Origin of the sequence: Nitrosopumilus sp., assembly GCA_029862745.1 — an archaeon.
Classification (GTDB): Archaea; Thermoproteota; Nitrososphaeria; order Nitrososphaerales; family Nitrosopumilaceae; genus Nitrosopumilus.
The window spans coordinates 146,828-170,398 of record JAOTWS010000001.1; the positions used below are offsets into that span (position 1 = coordinate 146,828).

Sequence of the window (23,571 nt, forward strand, 5' to 3'; positions counted from 1 at the left end):
CCACTCACTTATAATATATATCGACAAACGTGGAATTTATAAAATAGTTATGAGGTAAGTTGTTTTAACAACGTAAGAAATTCATCATCATTCATCGGAGGGATTTTCATAATGTCTAGATTTTCTGAAACGTGTTCAAGAGATTTTTGACCAATCAAAGGAGCAAGTACACCTGGTGACGAACGAATAAATTGTAAAGCACGTATAGATGGTTTCAAATCATGGAAGTCTGGCATCACTCCTGGAGCTAGTAATCTACCTTGCATGAAAGGCACACTGGTGAATACACCTATTTTTAATTTCAGGGCGGATTCTAAAATAGATGCTTTTTGGTTTTCAACAGATTGATATTTTGCCAAAAGAGCTTGATCATAATGCATGTTGTATGGTAATTGAATAAATCTAAAGCCATGATTCTCACCGCCAATTTTTCTTGCCATGTTAACGGTATCTTCTAATGAAAGATATTGAGGGTTATCATTTGGAACTCTAAAGCATTCCCAAGTTGCCATCCCATAGAATTTAATTTTTCCCTCATCTCGTTTTTGTTCATATAGTTCAAATACAGATTTTAAATTCTCTAAAAATTGGTCTTTTGACACATCGTTTATTTGACCTTCGACTGCGTTATGAAGATATAATAAATCTAAGCATTCAATTTCAAGATTTTTTAAGCTTCGATCTAGTTGATCAGAGAGATATGTTTGAGTCATACAATGATATCCAGAAGTAACATCACCTTCTTTTATCACCCCTTTTTTAGAATATTCTTCCTTGACATATTCCCAAAATCCTAGATTAACGTCAGCATCATTTGTGACATATCCACTTTTAGAACTGAGAAATATTTGGTCACGTGAAATTTTTTGTTCTTCAATTAATTCTAAAAGCGCCTTTCCAATCGAGCGTTCTGCCTTTTGTGCCCTGTAATTAATTGCAGTATCAACAACATTGACTCCTAATAGAATAGATTGTATTACTGCATTTGTTACTAGTTGATCAGTTCTGGTATCTGGGTCACCAAGATAAGTACCAATTCCAACATTTGATAGTAATAAATTCTGAAATTCATTAAAATTGGCTTGGTTTACGCCTGAATTTTGGGCAAATTTTCTTGTTCCATCCGAAGTTGCAAATCCAGAAATCATGAATTTCTAAAGTTTTTACTAAATTTATGTCAAGTGTTACAATCTAATCAAAAAACCAATAATAAATAACATACCAGTAATTCTTCCAAACATCAATGTAGAAGACATGAAAGGTATTAAATTCTTAATAGAGTCATAATTTTTTTGTAATCCCAATCCAGATTTTATCATTAATGGAATGCCAAGAAAACTAATCATAGATGTTAGAGGAAACAAGTTTGAAAAGACCCCTATAATTATCGCTACATATGATATCAATGGGAAAATCCAGAATAGCTTGGCAGCTTTCTCTTTTCCAACTACAATAACCAAAGTTTTTCTACCTTTGGACTTATCTGCATCATGATCAGGAAATGATGCAATGAAAAGAACTAGGGCAGATAATGAACCAATAGTGATTCCAGCAAGAATAGATTCAAAAGATATTTGTCCCGACTGAATAAAGAAAGTTCCAATGACAATCAAGGAACCTTTTACTGCAACAAAAAATTCACCTAGACCAGAATCAACGATTTTGGTAGAGTAAAAATAGATAGATAAAATTGCAAATCCTAAAATTATTGCAATAATTACGCCGTCAGTAAATACAAAATATCCTCCAATGATAGATCCAATTACTAAAAAAACAATACCCATACGATATACTGATGATGGTGTGAGTAACCCCTCTGGCAATACACCTGTACCACCACTCATTTTTGTTCTAGTGGTTTTTGTATCTATACCTCTTTTAAAATCCCAGAAATCATTTAGCAAGTCAACACTTGCATGAAGTGCCATTACTCCTGCAAAGGTCAATACAACATCAAGCCAGTTTATTGGTAAGTTTTGCCACCAAATCAAGGAGATTCCTGTGGACACTGCAATTACAGATGCAAGAAGAAATCTTACCCTGATCACTTGAAACCAATCAGAAAGCATATTGACATTCACAATTTTTCAATATAATATTTATGAGATTCTAGTTTTAATATTGTTTATATCAAATCTAATAAGTAGAATAAACCGTGATAATTGGTAAAATATTAGAGAATGAAAAGAGAATAAAATTCAACGCAGAGATCAAATGTACTAATTGCGGAGTACATGTTCCAGGAGGATTACAAACAGGCGAGTCATATTTTCAAACAGATGATTTTAAAATCGAGTTAGAAGAGTTTAAACAAAACTATCTTTGTGGTATCTGCAGAGACAAAAAAAGAGTCAGGTAATAGAAAATAGTGTATCTTCTTTCCAAATACAACTATGCTCATCATACACAAAAGCGATAAATGTTAGACTGCTAATGTACTAATCTCATTAATTAAACCAAAAAATAATCACTGCACATATTTAGGATCTAGATTGACATGAAAAATGTATTAGTAAAAAAATTAAAGACAAAAGATATACCACAAAACAAGCAAGGGTTAATCAAACCAAGGACTCATCATTTACCTCAATTGGTTTTCTGCCCATGAAGCCAGAATCTTTTTCATGCCAAAATTTAATTTCAGTCTCACCATATTTCCAACAAAGCCAAACTTCTTCATTAAATCGTTTTGAAGGGAAATCAAGTAATCCATTTTCAATGCTTTTGACTACTACACCGGTGCTTTCCAAAAGATCAACAGATTCATAGAATTTGGTGATTGCAGAGTTTAATTTTTGTTTGATTGGAATGTATTCCTCAAATGAATTCTTACTAGAAACACTAATCTCAAGTTCTTGTTCTAATTTTTTAACCTCGTTTTGTTTCGCTAGTGCATATTCAAATTTTTTTATCACGTCAGAGAGAACTTCATTTGCTTCATTTGTTGTAAAATATGAGAACATGATATTTGTCATAAAACCTTGATTAAAAATCTTAGGTGACGGTTATCCACTTCAAACAAAATCCAAGTCAAAATCAAGTTCATAAAATAAGAAATATGTCAAAAATAACTCACATTTGAAAAAGATCAGTATTTTAAAAAAAAGAGCATAATATTATGTAAATAGGTATCAAAAATTAACTTCAAACACTCTTTAATCTCCGATCAATTAATAATATATGCAACTCACTTCAGAAGATCAAAAAGAACTTGAGACGATATTGAGTATTGTCATTCAGCAAATTCCATCTTATACCAACATGGTTAATGCATCAATAAATAGTTGGGATGTAAATGCAGATGACTGTATTTTCGGAATGGTTTACCACTCTTTTATTACAAAATCTACAGAATATTTACAAAATAAATTAACAGATATAGAACAAGAGGCTAATGTTGAGTTAATATTTGAAATTATGAATTCAGTATCAGATGTATTTAACAACAAAGTTGCTGAAATTAAACAAAAGACAGTTGCATCTTCACTAGGGTAAATAAATTGAATTTCATTTTACATGTATGCAGATTACACTTTAAAATTATAGAATTTATAGCAATAAAGCACCAAGGGATTGAATAAGAATTGCCACGATACCAACTATTACAAGGTTTTTACCAAGACTCACAAATCACAATTATGGATTTGGTGTATAGGTGATTCAAGAAATTTTCGATGTAGCATACAGAAAAAATATCAAGAAACAAATACAGAGTTCAATTTTACTCAAAAAACATTTATCTAAAAATTAGACAATAGAAAAACCATAATCAATACATTGATTTTTAAAATCATTTATCAACTTCATTAAGATGTAAATTTATTAAGAAACATCAAAGAGGAAAATCATGAGTGAAGATCAGTTAGAGGCAGTAATTATTCAAGTAATTAATGGTGCAGTAGCAACAATTCCATCATATTTAGAAGAAATCAAAGAAAACAAAGAAACACTCAAGGTTGAAAATCCTCAAGAATTTGTATATGGGATAGTATTAGGTATGGCCCTTGGAATAGGGGGTGCAATACTGAGTTCACAAAAAGAAGTACCAACTACAGAGGATCAGATAAAGATAAGAGATGTTGTGTATAAGCACATTCCAGATATAAGAGAACGAATTTTCAATTGAAAAAATTTAATAAAAAAGAAATAAAATTCCTAGAGTCATTAGAGGAGGCAAGAATTGCCACATCTCATGAAAACATTCCTCATGTCAAACCAGTATCCTTCGTATTTGATGATGATGTAGTTATAATTGCAACAGACTACAAAACAAGGACGTACACTAACATCAAATCCAACCCAAATGTGGGAATTGTAATTGATATTTACAAATCAGGAGGACATAAGGCAGTGTGTATTCAAGGAAAAGCAGATATTGTTGAAAAAGGTCCAGAGTTCAAGAAATTTTATAATATTTTTCATCAAAAATTTGATTGGGTAAGAAAAGATCCATGGAAAGAAAACGAAGCACCATTTTTAAAGATTATTCCAAAAAATAAAACAAGTTGGGGTTTGAATTAGGAAGTAATTAATCAACATATATAAAAATAAATTCTAGAATTTGCTTAGTTATTTTTGTACATATCATTTTGGAGATTAACGTCAAAATGTAATAGTATGAGAACTTAATCAATACAAATATCAAAAAAATATATTTCTTGTATTTGAAAATCATGACAAGAAATAATGATTTTTCTAGATGTGACACAATATCTTTAGTCATTTTTCAATTAAGAAATATCACAAAATAATTAAGTACAAACTTTGATTGTTTAATTAGAAAACAGGTGTACGGGCAGGCCAAAAATATGAATTGTTATTTTTAGTGTTCACCATAGACGCAATCAGTAATCAAAGAAATCAACTATACATAGGATTATAATTTCTCGTGTCATAGTTCAAATTTTACATGATGTTTTAAAAAATTATTATTCACCTACAATCACATATCTTTTTCATCTTCTTTGAGCAAACTATCCATTATATGACTGCGAGATATTTTTTGAAATACAAATATGCTATCCGTAATTAGTATAATTGCAATTCCAAACCCAATTACAGATATTGCCAGAGACAAAATCTCAATTTCAGAAATTTCTGCAATATAGGGGTCAATTAAGGCAACCAAAACCAAGACAACTCCTATAAAAAAGATATTTCTGATTAATCTATGCATGGGCTTGCGTTCAATTTCATCTGTATTTCCTGGAATTAGCTTTGTAGATATAGCATCTGAAATATTAGAGACTATCTTTTCTACTCTTCCCAAAAGTGAGATAATTGGATAAATGATTAGAATGATACTCACTATGGTCAATAATAATTCAGGTTCAACAAATAAAGGAATTCCAGTATTTACAATTAATCCAATCATGTCTTTTTTGAAATAGTCAATAACGGCCAAAATTGCAATTACAATTACAGTATTTATGAATAGTTTCGGACCATGTTGCTTTAACATAATATTCAGTTTACTATCATCCTCGGAGGATTGCATTAGTTGGTTGAAAAATTGTCCAACTATGAATATTGGGTTTAATACTTTTAATGGAATAAGGCTGTTCTTATCAGCAAGTGTTGGGAGGATTTTTAATAATAAGGGCATACAAAGCATGGTGGCTAGAGTTACTAACATCGTAACTGGATAAAGTGAATCACGTACTGCACCACTGTCAACTGCCTGTTTTGCCATGATAAATGAAAATTCTCCTCGCGGCACCATAACAGATCCAACAGTTGATGCACCTACAAAATTATGTCCAGACATTGTAGAGCCAAAGAAATTTCCAACAAACTTACCAACCACTGCCAATATTATTATCGGGATTGAGATCAATACCACTTCAGGTATTTCCTTAATGTTTACCAGCATTCCAATAGACACAAAAAATATCACTCCAAAAAAATCACGTAAAGGTAATACCTTTTTAATTATGGGCTCTGAGTGCTTTGATGATGCAATAATCATTCCCATGATAAAAGCACCAATTGCTGAACTTTGTCCAAGAAAATGTGCAAGTACAGCCAAGCCAAACCCCAAAGCCAAAGCTGTAATAAATGGACCTTCAGGGATATCCAGACCGTGTATCTTATCCAATAGTTTTGGCACTAGTTTTATTCCAGCAGCTATTGCAATAACAAAAAATGTTAGACTCTGAAGTATTAAAATTCCAACATCCAATAGTGCAATATCTTCTCCTGTTGAAGCATTGCCCAAAATTACAAGTAACAAAACAGCCGCAAGATCTTCTACAATCAAAATCGTAATGATCGTATTGAATTCCTTAGTCTTTACAAGTTTCATGTCACGCATTAGTCTAAGGGATATCGCAGTACTGCTTATCGACAATATTCCTGCAAGATATAATGCCTCAATATGCGACCACCCAAATGAAAAGGCCCCAACATATGCCAAAAAGAACATGATGGATAATTCAGTCATTCCAACAATGATTGCCTTTATCCCTGCTTGTCGCAGTTTTTGAAGACTAAATTCAAGACCTACAACAAAAAGCAGTATAATTATTCCAAGTTCAGCTAAAAGATTGATTAATTCAACATCATCCACAATCCCAAGACCATATGGCCCTGCAATCATTCCAATTATGATAAACCCAATAATAGTTGGAAATTTTATCTTCTTCATTATTCCTGCACCAATCATACCACCTCCTAACAGTAATGCAAGTAATGCCAAAAATTCTGTAACTTCAACTTCGGTCAATATTTTTGACTCTCAAAAAATTTGGAGCAACTTGAATTATTAAAAAAGAAAATATTTTTTGAAGTGGATAGAATTTGTAGGAATGCCAACGAATTCATTATTAATTTATTGGTTCTTTAATTTTTTCGATTCTTATTTTGGTAGGTCTATTATGCTCTATTTTTTCTACAACTATCTGTAGTGAGTTAATTTTTAGTTTACTTCCTTCTTTTGGCAGATCGTGCAGTTTATCATGCAATAAACCATTAAGCGTGGAATAATCATCTCCTTGCGTAATAGACGTTTTGAATATATCATTGATTATATCAATTTCAATATCTCCATTAGTTACAATTGTGTTATCATTTATTTTCTCATATGATGCTCGTTTGGAATCTGTTTCATCATAAATTTCTCCCACTATCTCTTCTATGAGGTCCTCCATAGTTACACAACCTTCAAACCCTCCAAATTCATCTACCACTATTGCCATGTGGGTATTTTTTGCCTGCATCTCTTTGAGAAGAGAGTTCATTCTTTTTTCTTGAGATACAAATATGGGATCACGTACAAGATCACCTAATTTCTCTTTTAGTAGTTCTGGATCTTGTAAATGTTTTAGTATGTCCCTCACATGTAAAACCCCTACAATATCATCTAGATTTTTTCCATAAATTGGGATTCTGGAATGCCCACTCTTATCTAGCAAATCTGCTGCATCATTCAAACTCATTTGTGAATTAAGCGCAAACACACGTGTCCTAGGAGTCATGACAGAACGAACTACAGTATTATCAAAGTTTAGTGCACCATGTATCAAGCCAATTTCGTGTTTATCCAAAGCTTCATCTCTGTGTCCTTGATCTATTATACCCCCAAGATCCTCTTTTGTTAGAGCAGGAGGATTATAATCACTGCCAGTTATCTTAATTATTCCTCGGGTTATTTTTTCCAGTATCCATACTGCAGGGTAAAACACGTAGCTAAATGCTATCAGAATACGACTACATCTTAATGAAACTTTTGTAGCATTTGCATTGCAATATGTCTTTGGAGTTACCTCTCCAAAAATGATGATCAAAAATGTCATAATACCAACTGCTATACCCAAACCATTTTCTCCAAATATTTCAATAGCAACAACTGTAGCCAAAGATGCAGAACCAATGTTTACCAAGTTATTTCCAAGATTTACACTAGACATCATCCATCCAGGATTTGATTTTAACTTCTGCAATGCTTTTGCACCCTTTACATTGTCTTTCACCAATCGTTCCACTGTTGCTTGTGTGGTTCCAACCAATGCAACTTCAAGCCCACTAAAGAATCCAGATAAACCAATCAATGCAGCTAATGCAGCAAGCTCAAATTCTAAGGCCATTTAGAATACCCCATATTAAAGGTGAAATAACATTTAGAATATTCCATACTACTATTCAAAACACAACACAGTTCAAATGGCCTTTGAGATAGATCATATTTACTGTACATTTTTTTGTTATTTAAGAGTCAACATATTACAATTAACTTCGGCATGAATTGCATTTACCACATCATTGTAGTGTGTTTCTTCAGAATGAGACATGTGAGGATGATCAACTATGAGTAGGTCTATTTTATGAGATTCAACATACTGGATTATACTATCAACTAATGTTTCTGTAGATTTGAATGATGTTTTTAGCATAACGTTTTCTTGTTTTGCTTTTTCTTCGAATTTTTTCAATGTCTCTAAGACAATATGTTTTTGTTCTGACACCTCATCTTTTTCCTGCTTTGTTCTAAAAAACAAGAAATCAGGTGGTTCTGGCTGCAAAAACTCCACAACAGACAATTTGGCATTGTTAGTTTTTGCCATAGTTAGTCCCATGTTAAACGCAGTTTCCTTGTTTGTTGGCTTTACGTAAGTTACAAGAATATTACTAAAAATGTGGTCATTAACCATGTGTTTCACCAATTATGGTTATACTAGAGTTGCTTATATTTTTAGTTGGAATGATGACACTTTCATTGTTTTCAGTTGCAATGATTATGTGCAGTAATTCTACTGCAGTAATTGTTCCAGATATTTCACCAATTCGTACCTTTTGACCTATCTTCAACACAGAACGTTGCTTTGCAGCAGTGTTAATTGCAGCTGGAAGTATGTCTTTTAGTGCAAATCCCAAGCCTATTGCGATTGCAGCACCAACACCTATTGCAATGCTCCATGCAAATGCAGATATTAGAATTGGAATTATTGTATCACCTATTCCCAATTGAGTGAGTGCAATTGCAAAGATAATTGCATATATGACTGTCTTGACTCCAATTATTACATATTTAGAACCACCAAACTCTTTTTTGATTAGTTCTTGATCTAACCATTTCCCAATAAAGTTGGCAATAATCAAGCCGATAACTACTATCAGTATGAATGCTAGAAGGTTTGGAACCCATAACCACAAGTCAGTTAATGCTGTGGATAGCTGCTCAAACTCTAATGCATTTATTGCAGCAATAATGAAGAAGAGATAAACAAACCATCTTACACTTGTTGCAATGAGTTTTGAAGAATCTCGTGAGGATGTGCTTCGAGTGACAACATCATCACTGTTGTCATCCTTGTTCTTAGTTACCTTTTGAAGCAGTTTGGATGCAGATTTTTCAATTACTCTGCCAATTATTTTTCCAGCAACAAGGCCAATTATCAACAATATAACTGCAGCAATAACTTTTGGTGCAGATTCTGCAACGACAGTTACAAACGCAGTTAGTGCTTCAATTCCGGGCTCATATAGAAATCCTACCGGATTTTCCTGAGCATATGCAGTATGAAAAATTATGTTGGTTGAAAGAAGCACAGAAAATAGTGCAAATGTGGCTAATGTTGGAACCCCTCTGAAACTAGATGATCTGGTTTTTGCCATTTTTTTTATTGTACTTGTATATTTATTCTATTATATAAACTTGTATGACTTTGTAAGACAAAATATGACAGAGTAATTAAATAAATATAAAGAAAGCATTTAACAATAAAATCGATCCAGATTGATCAAATTGTTTTACTCTTTACTATAAGATGAAATTTCAAGAGTATCTAAAAATGGCAAATTTTGAAAAATCCTGGTCATCAAAACCAACTGTAAGTGTTACAGAAAGAATCGGTGGCGCAATACACAAGGAAGGACCATTAAAGCCAAGAGTTGAAGGAGCTACAAGAACACTCAACCAGCCAATCTCAAAGCTTGATTCTATAGCACATAAACTTGCTGAGAAAGATGTAAAACTATTTCAAAGAATAGTCAAGGCACAGCAAAATCATGATATGACAAAAGCAAAGATACTTGCAAACGAGTTATCAGAATTGAGAAAAAATGAGAAGATGATTGGAAATATGAGATTATCCATTGAACAAGTCCAGATGAGATTATCAACTGTTGGTCAACTTGGCGATACCATGGCAGTATTAGGACCTGCAATGGCTACAATGAGGACAATGGGACCGGCACTTGCAAGATTCATGCCAGAAGCAGATGCTGAATTTGCAGCAATGGGCGATATATTAGGTGGACTCACCTCAAATTCATTTGAAGGAAGCTTTGAGAACAGTGTAGGATCCAATGAGGAAACAGATTTGATCTTGCAGGAAGCCTCAACAATTGCAGGAAGTCAGATTGGGGAGAAATTCCCATCAGTACCTACAGGACTACCTTCAAACACATCATCAACTTCTGTAGAACAGTACTAGAGTAACACTCTATTTCTTTTTCTTTTTTGTTTTCAATGCAAAGGTGATCTCTACTGTGTGATCTTCTATATCTTCCTCTATGAATGGATTTTTGAGTTCAGAGAATAATTCTTTTAGGAGGGTTACAAAGTATATTGACCATTTTTTACCAAGGTTGTGCTGTACGATAAATTCTATAGAGTTATCTTTTTCAATTACTCGGATGGGTATTTTTGATGACGTAAGCCACAATTTCACAACATGAACAATTGTCTTTACACTAACCTTACCACCTATGAACAGTATCGCATCACGAGTCCTAGCATAGCCTATCGTCTTTGAGATTTGCGCAATATCCTTGTCGGAAATTTTGTCAAACAAGGCACGAAGTAACGGCTTTTGCATGTACATAAAGCCAACATCACTTACAAACATATCCCATGTAGCATATTTTCTTAGAATGTTGTTGATAACAGTAGAGATATGGGAATTGTTAGATGATGCATCAAATTCTATTTTTTCATAAACATCTTTGGGGATTCTGATTGTAGTACTAATGCTTCCAACATTATCGCTTTTAGACACAACACGGGTTTGATATTTTCATGGTTATGAGGATTGCTATTAAATGTCATACATTGTAATGCTTTGAACATATTTTATTACAATAGATAAAAATCTCTTGTTCTACTTTCCATACTTTTTTTGATTTGATTTTATGAAAGTTAAAAAAGATCATCATCCATATTCTGCATCATCGTAGTCTTTTCACTCACTCTTGATGCTGGGCCTGTGGAAATTTACTCTCTATTTCACAGGCAATAACAGAACTGGCTTCATCTAGAATCAATTCAGTATCCATACTCGATGGTGCAGAATCAACATTGAAATCACTTTCAATTGAGTTTGACATGAATCCATTTAATTCCTGATTAATAGAGTCAATTTCATTTCTAGTCTCATGCACCATTTTACCTAGCATAGGGCTCATTGAATTCATCATTACAGACGCAGGCTCTAATACCATCATGGCATCCCAAGTTAATCACAGTTGTCAGTAGTAATCTAATTTGTTCAGTTGCCAATCTTGTGTTATCCATAATTTTCTTGTTTTTTTAGATCACCAAGCTCTATCACATACATAGAGGCAGTTCTACAATCATTGTTTTTCTGAGAGTTCACAATTTTATTAAAAATATAGTCATCTTTTTGCTGTAATTTTGCAGCCATAGAATCAAGTTTTGATATTGAGATCCCTATTTGTCTTAGCGCAGAATCAATCTTGAGTTTTAATGGTCCTCCTTTATGTATTGTGTCACGTAACTTGTCCTTGTTACTTTTTACCAGGGATTTATCCCAAGATTTTCCAAAAAAATTCATACTACAATTTGTTTGATTTTAATCAATCCCACAAAGTGAAATTAATTTAATGCATATGATCTTAATTATTAATCAATGTAAGATAATGTAGGGCAACCAAAAATTATGATTTATCTTGTATTGGAATCGGATCAATTGCTTCATTTACAAACCCTCCCTTCTGACTTTCAGGTGACGGAATTTTCTTTGCCTTACCCATACCAAGAGTGGTAATAACAACAGACATCATAATTATGACAAATACAATTTGTGGATATGCCTCTGCATTGGGCAGTCCCATGGTAAGCGGAAATGTTGCAAGCACTGCAGCTGCCAAACCTCTTGGAATCATAACAGATGTCACTTTTCTGTCCAGTTTGGAAAATCTTTTGGTTAGAGTAGTTTTGGTGAGAATAACTCGTCCTACATAAATTAACACAGTTGCAACTATGCCAAATATGATATATTCTACATTTCCGAAACTTGCAAGCAACCCTACAAACACAAAGAAGAATGTCCTTACAAGAAATGTCAGTTGGTTGTGCATGGAATCATCCAAATCCACCTTTGGTAACTTGAATCTCAGATATCGTGAGAGGTGTTTCTTGTTTCCAAGCATTAGACCAAATACCAAAGCTGTTAGAGCACCTGATTCACCAAATGCATTTGCCATAAAGTAAAGCACAAACAAAATTCCAAGAGTTAACATGTATGCGTGTTGGCTGTTAGATAGTTTTGTTGTAAGATACATCCAGGGAATCCCTACACCAAATCCAAGAATAAGTCCAACTGCAATGGCCCTTCCAATCGTGTCACCTAAAGTGTTAATATTCAAATTACCTGTCAATACAGCCTCAAAAAGAACAAATGCAACAATTGTTGCCAAGATGTCAGTCAATGCAGATTCAAAGCTCAGCATTGATTTTGCATCTCCGGAAATACGAAGATTTCTTACCAAACCAAATACTATAGCAGAACTACTTCCACCCACTATAGACCCAAGTAATATGCTTTCAATCCAACCCCATTCCAGCCAATAGTGAGCAAGACTTGTTACTATTACAACGGATATGACAAATCCAATTATGGATAAAATAGATGCAAAGTGAGCTGTCTTTACCATGCTCTTGATCTCAAGATTCAGACCTCCATCAAACATGATAATTATTAATGCCAATGCTGCAAAATAGGGTACCACCTCTAGAACAACTTCGGGTTGAATTATACCAAATACAGGCCCAATTAACACACCAAGTATCATAATGAATGCAACATCTGGGATTCCAGTTTTTTTGAAGAAAGATTCTCCAATCACCCCAAAGAAAATGACAACACCGGCTGCCAATAATAACACAGGCGCAGATACTAGAGAGGATTCAGAGGAAGACAGAGATACCATTGTATCATGCATATTTGCAAGACCATTGATGAGGAAATTTGATGTATCATCATCAGACAAATTAAATGACGGAAACATAGAAAATAATCTTAATTTTAATTCTTGAAAGTCTGATGACAAAATAGAGAAATCGCGAAAATAATTTTTCAGTGTATCTACCATGCTAAAGAGAAAGAATATTTCCATGTAAGATAGACTTTATTTTAAATAAGCTTAATAGAATTACAAGTCAAGCAAAATTGATTAACAGAGATATGAAAAAAGCTGTTCTTCTCATACACAGTTAGTTTAATTTAGAATTATTCATGGGTTATAGTTTTAAGGAAATTTTGTAATTGGTTGTAATTCAAATTATGATCAGACTATGTTTTTATAAATATACCCAATAACTTGAAATTTATCAAAAGTCTTTCTAAAGGTAAATAGACCACAAGCCACTTCATTTACCTTTGTTCAAATCTTTATTATATACAAAAAATGACGATCAATGTATTAGTATGAAATATGTTTTGATAGTTCCAGTATTAGTCTTATTGACCACTACATTATCTCCAGACGTTTTGGCCGAGAGCGTTGACAAAGAGTGGATAATGTCTGCAGGAGAAAAACCACTTGCAAATATTGATAAAGAAATCAAAGTTTCCATGATAAAATCTCAAACAGTGTCTCCTGATGGAAGTACTTGGATATTTCTTACAACTTCAAAGCCAGCAGAAGGCAAACAAATGACGATCAATGTAAGATTTACAGACAAGGATGGGAAAGAGTTAGAGCACATCAATTATGACATCAATGTTTCTCAGAATGGCAAAGTTGTGTTGTCAGAAAAGATGATACATCAGCATATAGGTATTGACGATCATAGAACAAAAATACTGTCTACAGATGACAAGGTAGATATCAATATAACATTACAGGGAATAGGAATGAGCAAGCCATTTACTGGTCCACAGGGAGAGTCCATCGTTGTTACGGTAGTACCCGAATTTGGGGCAATTGTCATGATGATCCTTGGCATATCGCTTCTGAGTATTATTATAGTAAGCACAAAAAATAAAATTATGATCAAACCATAAAGCCTCTTGAAGGAAAAAAGATTATTTTATAAATTATAATTTACGTAATAGTTCCACGTGGACATGATGAATCACATACGAGATACATTCCATGCATGTTACATTGTGATTACAGTTAGTGATAAAAGTAAAAGACTCAAGTGGAAGTGATTAAAGATTTATGCTCTAATTATTAATAAAAAAAATAACGAATGAGTAAGATGGGAATACAAATAATCTTTTCCCCATAATGGTTTTACTCCTAATCACTCCAGATTCTTTTCAATCTTTTCTGTGATCGCATTGGCTAATTCTTTGCTTTTTTCTGACTCTATTATTATCTTGGAGTAAAAGTTAGTCTTTAACATCAAGACCAGATAATCATACTTTCTTTTCTTGACATACCAGAATTGTTTTTGTGTTCCTGCAAGATAAGTTCCAAGCTCCAAAATCTTTGGCATATTAGTTCCTGCAACCCTGAATCCAGATAAATTGTGAGGAGGTTCAGAAAACGCAGAAACAATGTTACGGTATGGAATGTAAAATGATCCTTTAGCAGCACCGATCTTTTCCAAAATATTGAGTTTGATTCTTAAATGATCATAGTAAAGGAGTATTTTCATTTTCTAACTCTCCAATTGTTGTGTTTGATCTAAGTTGTCACTGGAATATATTTTTGACAAGTGTGAATTCTATATGCTATCTTTGATTTTATTGGTGCAAAAGGAGTTATGATTTACGGATACACTTTTGGCCAGTCTGAGTATTCTTTACCGTATTTGTAGGACAATATGTTTTTCTTCATAACTTTAAGATAATCATCGGTAATGGTGATGGATATCCCTCTAGACCATTTTGTGTTTCCACATTTGAGACATTTGACCATGTCTAAACAAAAGATAAAGATTTGAAAAATCTTCTGTTTTTAAATTATTATCTGTGCAACTAGGAAACATAGCAAGATCACCAACAAGTAAAATGTAATCTTAACATTCTGAAAAAATCTTTATCGGTAAAAACAATATAACCTCATTTTTCTAGTTATCTCATGCAAGCAACGTTTGCCAATGGGTGTTTTTGGTGTACTGAAGCTATTTTTACAAGAGTAGATGGGATAAAATCCACAATTCCAGGGTATTCTGGAGGTACAATTGAAAATCCATCATATGAACAGGTATGTACCGGGACAACAGGACATGCAGAAGTTGCTCAAATAGAGTTTGATCCCATAGTCATACCCTTTGAAAAACTATTGGATATTTTCTGGCATACACATGATCCCACTACACTTAACAGACAAGGAAATGATGTTGGAACACAATATAGATCTGCAATATTTTATCACAATGAGGAACAAAAACAGATTGCAGAAAAATCAAAAAAAAGACTTGAGGAAAGTCATGTTTTTGGCGATCCCATTGTGACTGAAATTGTGCCATTGATCAAGTTTTATGCAGCAGAAGATTATCACAAAAAGTATTATGATTTGAATAAGGATGTACCATATTGCAAGTTTGTCATTGAACCCAAAATTGGAAAGATGTTAAAACAGTACAGAAATGAATTGAAAACAGAATATGTAAACTAATTCTGCAGACTTGTTTTACTTCGTTGCATAATCCATAACATTTACTGTCGTAATTGACTACATTCCAAACATGCCTGTATTAATATCGATAATTGGATTATTTGTCTATGTTCCTCTAATATTAGATACAATCCTAACAGTGCAAAAAATAACGAACTCAAACATGAATGCGTTGCTAGATGAAGATATACAAGATAACGATAGAGATGATCAGCATAAATGATGAAATCATGTGGATTAATGAGGATTCAGATTTTCATTCTGCGACAAGCGGAAAACCAGGTATGACAGATGATATATTTAACAGTGGACTTTTCCCATCTGAAGAGTCTTGGACATTTACATTTACCACTCCAGAAAAATATGATTATTTTTGCACCATACATCCGTGGATGATAGGAAAGATTACAGTGCTTCCAATTCAACAAAGTGACAAAAACAAATACAGTGCATTAAACATTGCAGAATGGATCAAAACCAATGCAAAATGGTGGTCCACAAACCAGATATCTAACTCTGATTTTGCAAAAGGTCTGGAACATCTAATCAAGACTGGTGTGATCACGCTTCCTCACAATACCAATCCAGAGCAGACAGAAGATGAAATGCAGATTCCCGAATGGCTAAAAAAGAATGCTGGCTGGTGGTCACAAGGTTTGCTCTCTGACGAGGAATTTGCACAGAACATCCAATATTTGGCAATAAACTGCATGATCAGGATTTAAAGAATTCTTTTGAAATAAAATAAATAAAAAAATTAGCTTGTTGGATTCATCAACGCTGCACGTTCTTTGAGTTTTTGGTCTATTGGCGCAATTATGTACTCATTTGGTTCAAAATCACATGGTCCAATATTAATTGCATATCCATCAAGTGTTTCTACTATACAACCCTCACCCGTATTTGCAATCACCTTTACTCTTTCTTCAATCTGATCTGGAGATGTATACCACATCAGATATACAAACAAAGAAACTGCAACAACTGCAATTACTCCACCCACAATTAAGATAGATTTTTTGTTATTTTTTGTCGCGGTAGACATAAAACAGATTTTTTTGAATTTAATTAAAAGAGGACAGATATTTTCCAAATGTGGAATTCAGTCATGAAAAATGACATTTATCTTATATTGAATTATTTGTTTTCTTAAACAATGAAAAAATACGACACCCGTGCTAGGAGTTTCTGAAGACTATGAAAGTTGTACTGTTTATGAAAATCTAGAAGCAAAAATACTAGACATTAGACCAAGAGATTCTCACAAGTTTGGAATATCAAAGAGCAACTTGATTGCAATCCAAAAGAGAATCAGAAGCAAAGACTCTCAAGTGAAACTCCAGAAAGGCACCGTCAAAAAACTCCAAAAGGCGTTTTCGAGCATAGTTTCGGGAAACTTCCGGAAAGATAGAGAACACTTTCGGAATGATAAATCAAGATACCAGAATGATAGATGGCAACACCGGATTGACAGAAGATAATACTGGATTGATAACTGAAACTAATGAGGTAGAACGTACTACAAGCGGAAGAAAAAGGCGCAGTAAAGAACGAGGCAAGGACAGAAAACCTAGAAACTTTCCCTTACCTACAATCAAAAACTTGCCACAGTTCAGAGACAAATCTCATGAAGAAGTTAGACAATACATCATACAGAAAAAAGGAGTTGATATTGGAGGTAACTTTAATCTTGGAAGTATAATCATACCAATCTTAATCGTGTCTGCAATAGCGGCAGGAGGATACGGATTGTACTGGTTGATAAAGCAACTACAGAAACGAAGAGAAGTAATTACAAATATCGAAATGCAGTTTGATTTAGCTGCTTTTCAAATGTTTTGCTACCTATGGCATCAGAGGCATCTGAATGTACACAAGTATGGTTGCAACAATCATCGTGGGAATCGAGATTACCGCACCTGGCTTTATCCATTCCTTCAGCTAGATGTTTCCACGTTTTCTCCTCTCAAGCATTCCAATTGCTACTATGTTTGCAGTGCTGCCAATGAGTGTAAGGTTGCCAAAGAACGTCCCACCAAACAGTATTGCCCATCAGAACGGATAGTTATCCACTCCAATATCTCCAAACTCGTGAACCACTGGAATGAATGTTGCCACTGCAAGCACGTTGTCCATCAGTGCGCTGAGTATGCTGACCACAGGTACAAAGATGAAGAATAGGTTCGTCTCATCGTTTCCGCTGATATCATACATGCCCTCTGCCAGTACTGTAGTGACACCAAGCATCTTCATTGTACCCACTGATGCAAACAAAAAGATGAAGAATGCCAATGTCCACCAATCCACCCGCTTTTCTACCATCTCTCGTGCCTTGTTGTGGTTTAGAAATAACACTATTCCTGCTGCCGCAAACGCAACTCCGGGTAATAATACATTTTTTTCAAGACCCAAGACTTCTTCCATTGGACTATGAGCTACAAGGGCAGCGATTGTACCTATGAAAATGATCCATGGAACCTTGAAGCTCTCTTTTTGTGATGTCACATCTACTCCGGATGCCGTACTGTTTTCCACCAATATCTCCTCTGTCTTTTGAGAACGTAATGCATCTCCCATCTACCATGTTATGATTCCAATAGTATCCACGTGGGTCTGAAATGACACTGCATAACTATATCCCATGCATGTTTTACTGGGGAATAGTTAGAGCGATTTATTTTGTACTAATTTAAGAAATTTTAGATATTGACCTTCAAATCAATATATCATATTTTACCAAACTGAAATTGGGAATTGATTTATTTTTTATACTAAGATAAAATGAAATATCGGCTAGGAATTAAGTTATGAGGACTCGTAATAGAATTTTTCAAATCTCAAATATTTTTGGAATCTTTTTTGTATAGTTTGGTAAAGTAAACTCCAACGTTAACAGCTAGAACAAACAAAGTTGCCGCAATTACGTGGGAGATTATCGATGCCAAATAAGGTTCTTGTTCCATACTCAAAAAATGATAATGTAAAAACCATCTTGACGAAAGATAAATAATTTCAGCAGCCCCTACCGAAGTAACAATTTTGACGAAATCTTTTCGAAGTTTCTTTCTATCTATTGTACCTGTGCCTGTAACGTATTTTTCTTTGTTGTCCCTATAGTAGAGAATGCCAAAAACAAGATAGTAAATTGCATAACTTACTATGACGGTCATGGTTGCATTGATGTATTCTGTTTGTCCCTTGATAGATTGTGAAAACAAAGCCGAAACAAACATTGCAGAGGCAATTGAAACAATCAGATTTCGATTTAATATGGCATAATCTCTGTAGTTCCCAATAACGGATTTTATTCTAAACTGCAAATTTTTTGTAAAATCCATGATGATAACCTGTTAGATCTCTTTACTTGGAAACACGTTACCAAATGTCTGAATTTTACCCTCCACTTTAACTTCAATAGGAATTGGTCTGACGTTTTCTGAATTCAATATTGATTTGAGCTGAGTTTTAGTAAACCATTGACTCCTAAATCCCAAACTGTTGTGGAAAACCCGATTCTCTTCATCAAAAGAATCATCATCTATTCTTCTTATCATAGGTATCATGAGTCTGTAGAGTCGTGGTGCGACAAAACCGAAATTATCTCCATTAAATGCAGTAATTATGACCAAACCCTCCTTTCCAGCAATTTTTCTCATATTGTCTACAAATGATTGTCTTTTCTCAGATGGGATCACTCCAAGCGTGTTATACAGGCACATCACGATGTTAGTACGTTCTGAATTGAAATGGTCCGAAAGATTAGGGTCTGTTAGATCTAGTTGTAAAAATTTGATATTGTTTGGGTTTCGACTGTGATTTTCTTTTTTTTGGTTGGCACGCCTTATCATGGGTTTTGATACCTCTACCCCTACAAACTCGACAGAATCTTTCTCAAGCATTTTATCTAGTGCAAATATTGCCCTGCCAGTACCTGCACCCATATCTATGATTGAGCAGTTTTTGTTAGATTGACAAATATTTCTGCATAGATTGGAGAGAATTTCTATTTCTCTATCAAGATATCTGACGATTGTAGGATCTTGATTGGATTCAACACTTTTGTCATAATCTGACGCCATATCGTCCCAGAGACCATCCTTCATTGTTTGAACTTTTTAGAATTTGTATATGGGTTTTGTTGTTGTTATTGATTGCTAGAATCTCTAAAAAGAAATTACTACAGTAACTTGACGTTTCTAGATGATTTTTTTATCTAACATCTTTGTTGATTTGAATATTCGATAACCTGTATGGTGATATAGTTAGAGCGGAAGATTTTGCACTTTCTAAAAGAGTTCAAATTTGAATTGAGAGTTTTGACTGAAATTGAACCATGTAAGAATTATTAGGATGTAGAAAAAACAAGAGTTAGAATGGTAATCAAGATTAAATGTTCTCACATACTAGTAGCAAAGCAAAGTGAATCATTAGCCATATTAGAGAAGATCAAAAACGGTGAAAAATTTGGAAAGTTGGCAAAAGAGTTCTCAATTGATAAAGGTAGTGGAAAAAAAGATGGCAATCTAGGTTATTTTACAAAAGGCATGATGGTTAAACCATTTGAAGATGCAGCATTTAAACTACATATCGGTGAAATATCAGAACCAATAAAAACTGAATTTGGATATCATATCATCAAAAGACTCGAGTAACTTACCCAGAGTCTAAATATTTGATTTTATTGAAATCGTCAATTGGATTTTTCATCGATGTTATTAAAAGATACACATAATGATTCCGGTAACTCCTCTTTTTGAAGTAACAACGTGTAGAGAGTTTGTAAAATGTAGTTATCACACAACAACTCCAGAATAAATCCAGAAAACTATTATCCATTTACATATGTGAATAAAAAAACACAACATTTTTTGCTACTTTATAGACATGTATTGTGATGGTATTGACACAACAAATTCTAGACGATATTTTAGAATACATGGAGAATGCCATGAAGAATTTGGCAAAAGACGCATTTGGGAATTTGGAGATAGAAGGAGGTATGAAAGGAATAGAAAACTTTCTTCAGAATCAATTTGATGTAAGGTTAGAGAATTTACTCAAAACAAGAAATAGCAGTATTCATCATTTAGAATCAGGGATGAAAAATTCAATAATACAAAGAAAACAAAAGATATTTGAAGAAGTTTTCAATCAGTACAAAAACTAAAGGAATGCATCAAGCCCCTTTTTGGGCGATTCCATCTCTTGGTTTTTCTCCAAAATCTTAGACATTTTATCCCCCATAGATTTAGCAGAAGTCATCTTCCGCTTTCCAATCCAATAGTATGTTTCATCTATAGTATTTTTAGCAATTAATACTACTAGTTTACCAGCATCTTTTCTTCCAGTTCTACCTCTTCTTTGGATATATCTCACTGAGCTTGGAACATTGTCATAGAAAATTACTTGGTTGACTTCTGCAATGTCTAATCCTTCCTCACCCACACGGGTTGCAATCAACACTCTAAAGAGCCCATCTCGGAATTTTTGTACAATCTCTATTTGCTTTTTTTGTTTTAATCCTGTTTCACCTGCTTTTCCAATTAAAATTCCTGCAGAAATTCCCTGTTCAGTTAGTTTATTGTAAATCAAGTCAACTGAATCCCTATAACTCGTAAAGATTAGTGCTTTACCAGGAACAGATTCAAGAATCTCTTTTAGTTTTGGGATCTTTGAATGCTCAACACCTTTGGATTGTGCTTCTTTTGCCAGGTAGATTGCCCTGGTAAAGTTTGGATCAATCTCAAAGAGATCCCTTACACCAACACCCTTTTTTGCTTGTGCACGCTCACAGAACTTCAGAAAAGGAGTAATCCCGTGGGCCTCAAGAATATTTAGTGCATAATGAATTCGAATTGCGGTAAATAATGGTTTTGCAGAACGTCTATTTTGATTCAAGACAAACTGTCGAATTCTAAGTAAGGCTGAAAGGGACTGTTGCTCTGCTAGTTTTATGCCATTTTTTCTTAGTACATCATATCTTTCATCTAATGCTAATTTCAACAAAGTTTGGATTATTTTAAGTTCAGGTGGAAGTTCTACGTTAATCCATTCAGTGTGAGTTTCTTGCGTGTATGGTTTTACATCAGGACTATCTTCTCTTCTCTCTGCTACACATGAGATTTTCAGTCTTGTTAGGATTTCACTTGCCTTTTCTTTTTCACTTGGAAGTGTAGCAGTCATTCCAACAATTCTGATGTTGGAATTTTCAAATCTTTCGGCAATTCCAGAATAAGCATAATCGCCAATTGTTCTGTGTACCTCATCAAAAATAACGAGACTGAAATGATCAGGAGATATGATTTGTCGGTTTAGATCATTTCTAGCAATTTCAGGAGTAGCACAAATTACACTATTACTCCAAAGTTTTACTCTTTTCTGAATAGAGTCTTCACCAGTAATTAAGGAGATATCATCCAATGTAAGGTGTGTTTTTAAAAATTCATAATGTTGGTTAACTAAAACCTTGGTCGGAGCTAAAAATAAAATTCCTCCTTTCTCTTTTGAGAGGTATTCTGCGATTACTTGCAACGCTATTGCTGTTTTTCCAAGGCCGGTGGGTAAAACTACAATACAATTTTCCTTGATTGCTTGATTGGCAAGACTTACTTGATAGTCTCTTTCCTCTATAGAGTTTTTTTTCACATATTTTTTCTCAAAATATTGCATCAATCTACTCAAAAAAATGGAATGAATTGATTTAATGTTTTTGTAATGTAAATTACTATCTAATCGTTAACGAATTATGATTATTTAGAAAATTCATAGCCAGACTTTAAAGATTCTATGTCAGAGTAGAAGGGTATTTTGATAATCCTTTATTTATTAAAATTATGGACATAATACATGAGTGTTATCTTTGTGTGCCATAACTGTGGAGAGCACATAGATATTCAAAGTATTGAAAAACATGTTAAAGAAATGCATTTTTATGAATAACGTTCATTTTTACAATTTATTTTAACTAGATTTAAAAATTATTACAACATTAGCTAATTAATCTATAAGTAATTTTTTAGGATAATATTATTTAATGTATAGTAAACAAATAGAATTTAAAAATCTAATTAATTCAAAGGATTTTTTTGATTATTCAAAAAAGGTTAAATTTAGCCAAGAGTTAGCCCAGATACACCAGAAATCAGAAAACACAGATTCAACTCCTTCGACATCGGATTATTTGATAGCATTTTCAACTCGGCCTCAAAAGTTTTGTGTAGGATATGTAGACATCATTAATTCAACAAAGATTTCTGCAAGTATTATACCAGAAAAGGTATCAACATACTACGAGATATTTTTAAATTCAATGGCTAAAATTGTTGGAATGTATGGCGGAAGGGTAATTAAAAATATTGGTGACTGTTTATTATTTTATTTTCCAAATTCAACCCAGTCATCAGAAAAAGGTATGAAAAATTGCTTACAATGCGGAACAAAAATGATAGAGGCTCAACCAATCATTTCAAAAGTGATAAAATCAAAAAAACTTCCAAGTCTAAATTTTAGAATAAGTGCAGACTATGGATCAGTGGTCATTATGAATACAAACACTTCCGATCAAATAGATTTAATCGGACCACCAGTAAATATGTGTGCCAAGATAAATCATTGTGCAGGATACAATGAATTCGTCATTGGTAGTGATTTAGTACAGTATGTCAAAAAATTTGAAGAATACAAATTTCATGAGATAAAGAGTTGTAATATTGGGTTTAGACAATCATATCCTGTTTATCGTGTGAACTAACAAGATCA

At 33.6% G+C, this 23,571-nt stretch carries 29 protein-coding genes; 11 read left to right on the forward strand and 18 right to left on the reverse strand.

Going from position 1 to position 23,571, the window contains the following annotated elements:
• Positions 1 to 47 precede the first annotated feature (47 nt).
• Together OEM44_00940 and OEM44_00945 are read right to left on the reverse strand one after the other, a co-directional pair.
• On the reverse strand, positions 48 to 1,148 hold the full coding sequence (locus OEM44_00940) for an aldo/keto reductase (protein ID MDH3515365.1): 1,101 nt from the start codon (positions 1,146 to 1,148) through the stop codon (positions 48 to 50).
• A 36-nt stretch (positions 1,149 to 1,184) separates the two neighbouring features.
• Positions 1,185 to 2,069 carry a prenyltransferase gene (locus OEM44_00945; protein MDH3515366.1) on the reverse strand — a complete coding sequence of 295 codons (885 nt, stop codon included), beginning with the start codon at positions 2,067 to 2,069 and terminating at the stop codon, positions 1,185 to 1,187.
• Positions 2,070 to 2,155: 86 nt separating this feature from the next.
• Here OEM44_00945 and OEM44_00950 point away from each other — a divergent pair, with 86 nt between their 5' ends.
• Positions 2,156 to 2,359 (forward strand): hypothetical protein, encoded by a 204-nt coding sequence (locus OEM44_00950; protein MDH3515367.1) that lies wholly within the window; start codon positions 2,156 to 2,158, stop codon positions 2,357 to 2,359.
• A 202-nt stretch (positions 2,360 to 2,561) separates the two neighbouring features.
• Here OEM44_00950 and OEM44_00955 read toward each other — a convergent pair whose 3' ends face one another.
• On the reverse strand, positions 2,562 to 2,963 hold the full coding sequence (locus OEM44_00955; GenBank protein MDH3515368.1) for a DUF2203 domain-containing protein: 402 nt from the start codon (positions 2,961 to 2,963) through the stop codon (positions 2,562 to 2,564).
• A gap of 217 nt (positions 2,964 to 3,180) precedes the next feature.
• Here OEM44_00955 and OEM44_00960 point away from each other — a divergent pair, with 217 nt between their 5' ends.
• The 3 genes from OEM44_00960 to OEM44_00970 all read left to right on the forward strand — a co-directional run bounded on the left by OEM44_00960 (position 3,181) and on the right by OEM44_00970 (position 4,521).
• On the forward strand, positions 3,181 to 3,495 hold the full coding sequence (locus tag OEM44_00960) for a hypothetical protein (GenBank protein ID MDH3515369.1): 315 nt from the start codon (positions 3,181 to 3,183) through the stop codon (positions 3,493 to 3,495).
• A 352-nt stretch (positions 3,496 to 3,847) separates the two neighbouring features.
• Entirely contained in the window at positions 3,848 to 4,126 is a 279-nt protein-coding gene (locus OEM44_00965; GenBank protein MDH3515370.1) for a hypothetical protein, read from the forward strand.
• Positions 4,123 to 4,521, forward strand: coding sequence for a pyridoxamine 5'-phosphate oxidase family protein (locus tag OEM44_00970; protein MDH3515371.1), 399 nt, complete (start codon positions 4,123 to 4,125; stop codon positions 4,519 to 4,521). Before OEM44_00965 ends, OEM44_00970 begins: the two co-directional genes overlap by 4 nt.
• A 421-nt stretch (positions 4,522 to 4,942) precedes the next feature.
• Here OEM44_00970 and OEM44_00975 read toward each other — a convergent pair whose 3' ends face one another.
• The 4 genes from OEM44_00975 to OEM44_00990 all read right to left on the reverse strand — a co-directional run bounded on the left by OEM44_00975 (position 4,943) and on the right by OEM44_00990 (position 9,612).
• Positions 4,943 to 6,724 carry a cation:proton antiporter gene (locus tag OEM44_00975; protein MDH3515372.1) on the reverse strand — a complete coding sequence of 594 codons (1,782 nt, stop codon included), beginning with the start codon at positions 6,722 to 6,724 and terminating at the stop codon, positions 4,943 to 4,945.
• Between the two features lie 100 nt (positions 6,725 to 6,824).
• Positions 6,825 to 8,084 (reverse strand): hemolysin family protein, encoded by a 1,260-nt coding sequence (locus OEM44_00980; protein ID MDH3515373.1) that lies wholly within the window; start codon positions 8,082 to 8,084, stop codon positions 6,825 to 6,827.
• 117 nt (positions 8,085 to 8,201) lie between these two features.
• The gene (locus OEM44_00985; protein MDH3515374.1) at positions 8,202 to 8,648 is read right to left on the reverse strand and encodes a universal stress protein; all 447 of its coding nucleotides are present in this window, start codon (positions 8,646 to 8,648) and stop codon (positions 8,202 to 8,204) included.
• Positions 8,641 to 9,612, reverse strand: a complete 972-nt coding sequence (locus OEM44_00990) for a mechanosensitive ion channel (GenBank protein MDH3515375.1) — start codon at positions 9,610 to 9,612, stop codon at positions 8,641 to 8,643. The genes OEM44_00985 and OEM44_00990 overlap by 8 nt, the downstream gene beginning before the upstream one ends.
• A gap of 176 nt (positions 9,613 to 9,788) precedes the next feature.
• Between OEM44_00990 and OEM44_00995 the strand changes: the two genes are divergently transcribed.
• Positions 9,789 to 10,433: a Snf7 family protein gene (locus OEM44_00995; GenBank protein MDH3515376.1), complete on the forward strand. Its 645-nt coding sequence runs from the start codon at positions 9,789 to 9,791 to the stop codon at positions 10,431 to 10,433.
• Between the two features lie 9 nt (positions 10,434 to 10,442).
• Here the strand turns inward: OEM44_00995 and OEM44_01000 are convergent, their stop codons facing one another.
• The 4 genes from OEM44_01000 to OEM44_01015 form a co-directional block, all read right to left on the reverse strand.
• Entirely contained in the window at positions 10,443 to 10,997 is a 555-nt protein-coding gene (locus tag OEM44_01000; GenBank protein ID MDH3515377.1) for a hypothetical protein, read from the reverse strand.
• A 187-nt stretch (positions 10,998 to 11,184) separates the two neighbouring features.
• Positions 11,185 to 11,403, reverse strand: a complete 219-nt coding sequence (locus OEM44_01005) for a hypothetical protein (protein MDH3515378.1) — start codon at positions 11,401 to 11,403, stop codon at positions 11,185 to 11,187.
• Between the two features lie 101 nt (positions 11,404 to 11,504).
• Positions 11,505 to 11,792, reverse strand: a complete 288-nt coding sequence (locus OEM44_01010) for a hypothetical protein (protein ID MDH3515379.1) — start codon at positions 11,790 to 11,792, stop codon at positions 11,505 to 11,507.
• A gap of 103 nt (positions 11,793 to 11,895) precedes the next feature.
• On the reverse strand, positions 11,896 to 13,290 hold the full coding sequence (locus OEM44_01015) for a cation:proton antiporter (GenBank protein ID MDH3515380.1): 1,395 nt from the start codon (positions 13,288 to 13,290) through the stop codon (positions 11,896 to 11,898).
• 377 nt (positions 13,291 to 13,667) lie between these two features.
• Here OEM44_01015 and OEM44_01020 point away from each other — a divergent pair, with 377 nt between their 5' ends.
• Entirely contained in the window at positions 13,668 to 14,246 is a 579-nt protein-coding gene (locus tag OEM44_01020; GenBank protein ID MDH3515381.1) for a PEFG-CTERM sorting domain-containing protein, read from the forward strand.
• A 245-nt stretch (positions 14,247 to 14,491) separates the two neighbouring features.
• Here OEM44_01020 and OEM44_01025 read toward each other — a convergent pair whose 3' ends face one another.
• Together OEM44_01025 and OEM44_01030 are read right to left on the reverse strand one after the other, a co-directional pair.
• Positions 14,492 to 14,848, reverse strand: coding sequence for a hypothetical protein (locus OEM44_01025; GenBank protein ID MDH3515382.1), 357 nt, complete (start codon positions 14,846 to 14,848; stop codon positions 14,492 to 14,494).
• Between the two features lie 113 nt (positions 14,849 to 14,961).
• Entirely contained in the window at positions 14,962 to 15,111 is a 150-nt protein-coding gene (locus tag OEM44_01030) for a hypothetical protein (GenBank protein ID MDH3515383.1), read from the reverse strand.
• A gap of 162 nt (positions 15,112 to 15,273) precedes the next feature.
• On the opposite strand from OEM44_01030, the gene msrA reads away from it, so the two are divergent.
• Positions 15,274 to 15,813, forward strand: a complete 540-nt coding sequence (gene msrA, locus OEM44_01035; protein ID MDH3515384.1) for a peptide-methionine (S)-S-oxide reductase MsrA — start codon at positions 15,274 to 15,276, stop codon at positions 15,811 to 15,813.
• A 179-nt stretch (positions 15,814 to 15,992) separates the two neighbouring features.
• Positions 15,993 to 16,538: a hypothetical protein gene (locus OEM44_01040; GenBank protein MDH3515385.1), complete on the forward strand. Its 546-nt coding sequence runs from the start codon at positions 15,993 to 15,995 to the stop codon at positions 16,536 to 16,538.
• A 32-nt stretch (positions 16,539 to 16,570) separates the two neighbouring features.
• On the opposite strand, the gene OEM44_01045 is transcribed toward OEM44_01040, so the two are convergent.
• The 4 genes from OEM44_01045 to OEM44_01060 all read right to left on the reverse strand — a co-directional run bounded on the left by OEM44_01045 (position 16,571) and on the right by OEM44_01060 (position 19,916).
• A complete protein-coding gene (locus OEM44_01045) occupies positions 16,571 to 16,858 on the reverse strand; it encodes a hypothetical protein (protein MDH3515386.1) in 288 nt (95 codons plus the stop codon).
• A 1,007-nt stretch (positions 16,859 to 17,865) separates the two neighbouring features.
• The gene (locus OEM44_01050; GenBank protein MDH3515387.1) at positions 17,866 to 18,390 is read right to left on the reverse strand and encodes an SLC13 family permease; all 525 of its coding nucleotides are present in this window, start codon (positions 18,388 to 18,390) and stop codon (positions 17,866 to 17,868) included.
• 260 nt (positions 18,391 to 18,650) lie between these two features.
• Positions 18,651 to 19,151, reverse strand: a complete 501-nt coding sequence (locus OEM44_01055; GenBank protein MDH3515388.1) for a hypothetical protein — start codon at positions 19,149 to 19,151, stop codon at positions 18,651 to 18,653.
• A gap of 12 nt (positions 19,152 to 19,163) precedes the next feature.
• The gene (locus tag OEM44_01060) at positions 19,164 to 19,916 is read right to left on the reverse strand and encodes a class I SAM-dependent methyltransferase (protein MDH3515389.1); all 753 of its coding nucleotides are present in this window, start codon (positions 19,914 to 19,916) and stop codon (positions 19,164 to 19,166) included.
• A gap of 270 nt (positions 19,917 to 20,186) precedes the next feature.
• On the opposite strand from OEM44_01060, the gene OEM44_01065 reads away from it, so the two are divergent.
• Together OEM44_01065 and OEM44_01070 are read left to right on the forward strand one after the other, a co-directional pair.
• Positions 20,187 to 20,465: a peptidyl-prolyl cis-trans isomerase gene (locus tag OEM44_01065; GenBank protein MDH3515390.1), complete on the forward strand. Its 279-nt coding sequence runs from the start codon at positions 20,187 to 20,189 to the stop codon at positions 20,463 to 20,465.
• Positions 20,466 to 20,707: 242 nt separating this feature from the next.
• Entirely contained in the window at positions 20,708 to 20,980 is a 273-nt protein-coding gene (locus tag OEM44_01070; protein MDH3515391.1) for a hypothetical protein, read from the forward strand.
• Here the strand turns inward: OEM44_01070 and OEM44_01075 are convergent.
• The gene (locus OEM44_01075; protein MDH3515392.1) at positions 20,977 to 22,482 is read right to left on the reverse strand and encodes a helicase-related protein; all 1,506 of its coding nucleotides are present in this window, start codon (positions 22,480 to 22,482) and stop codon (positions 20,977 to 20,979) included. The genes OEM44_01070 and OEM44_01075 overlap by 4 nt on opposite strands.
• Positions 22,483 to 22,846: 364 nt before the next feature.
• Here OEM44_01075 and OEM44_01080 point away from each other — a divergent pair, with 364 nt between their 5' ends.
• The gene (locus OEM44_01080; GenBank protein ID MDH3515393.1) at positions 22,847 to 23,563 is read left to right on the forward strand and encodes an adenylate/guanylate cyclase domain-containing protein; all 717 of its coding nucleotides are present in this window, start codon (positions 22,847 to 22,849) and stop codon (positions 23,561 to 23,563) included.
• Positions 23,564 to 23,571: the final 8 nt, after the last annotated feature.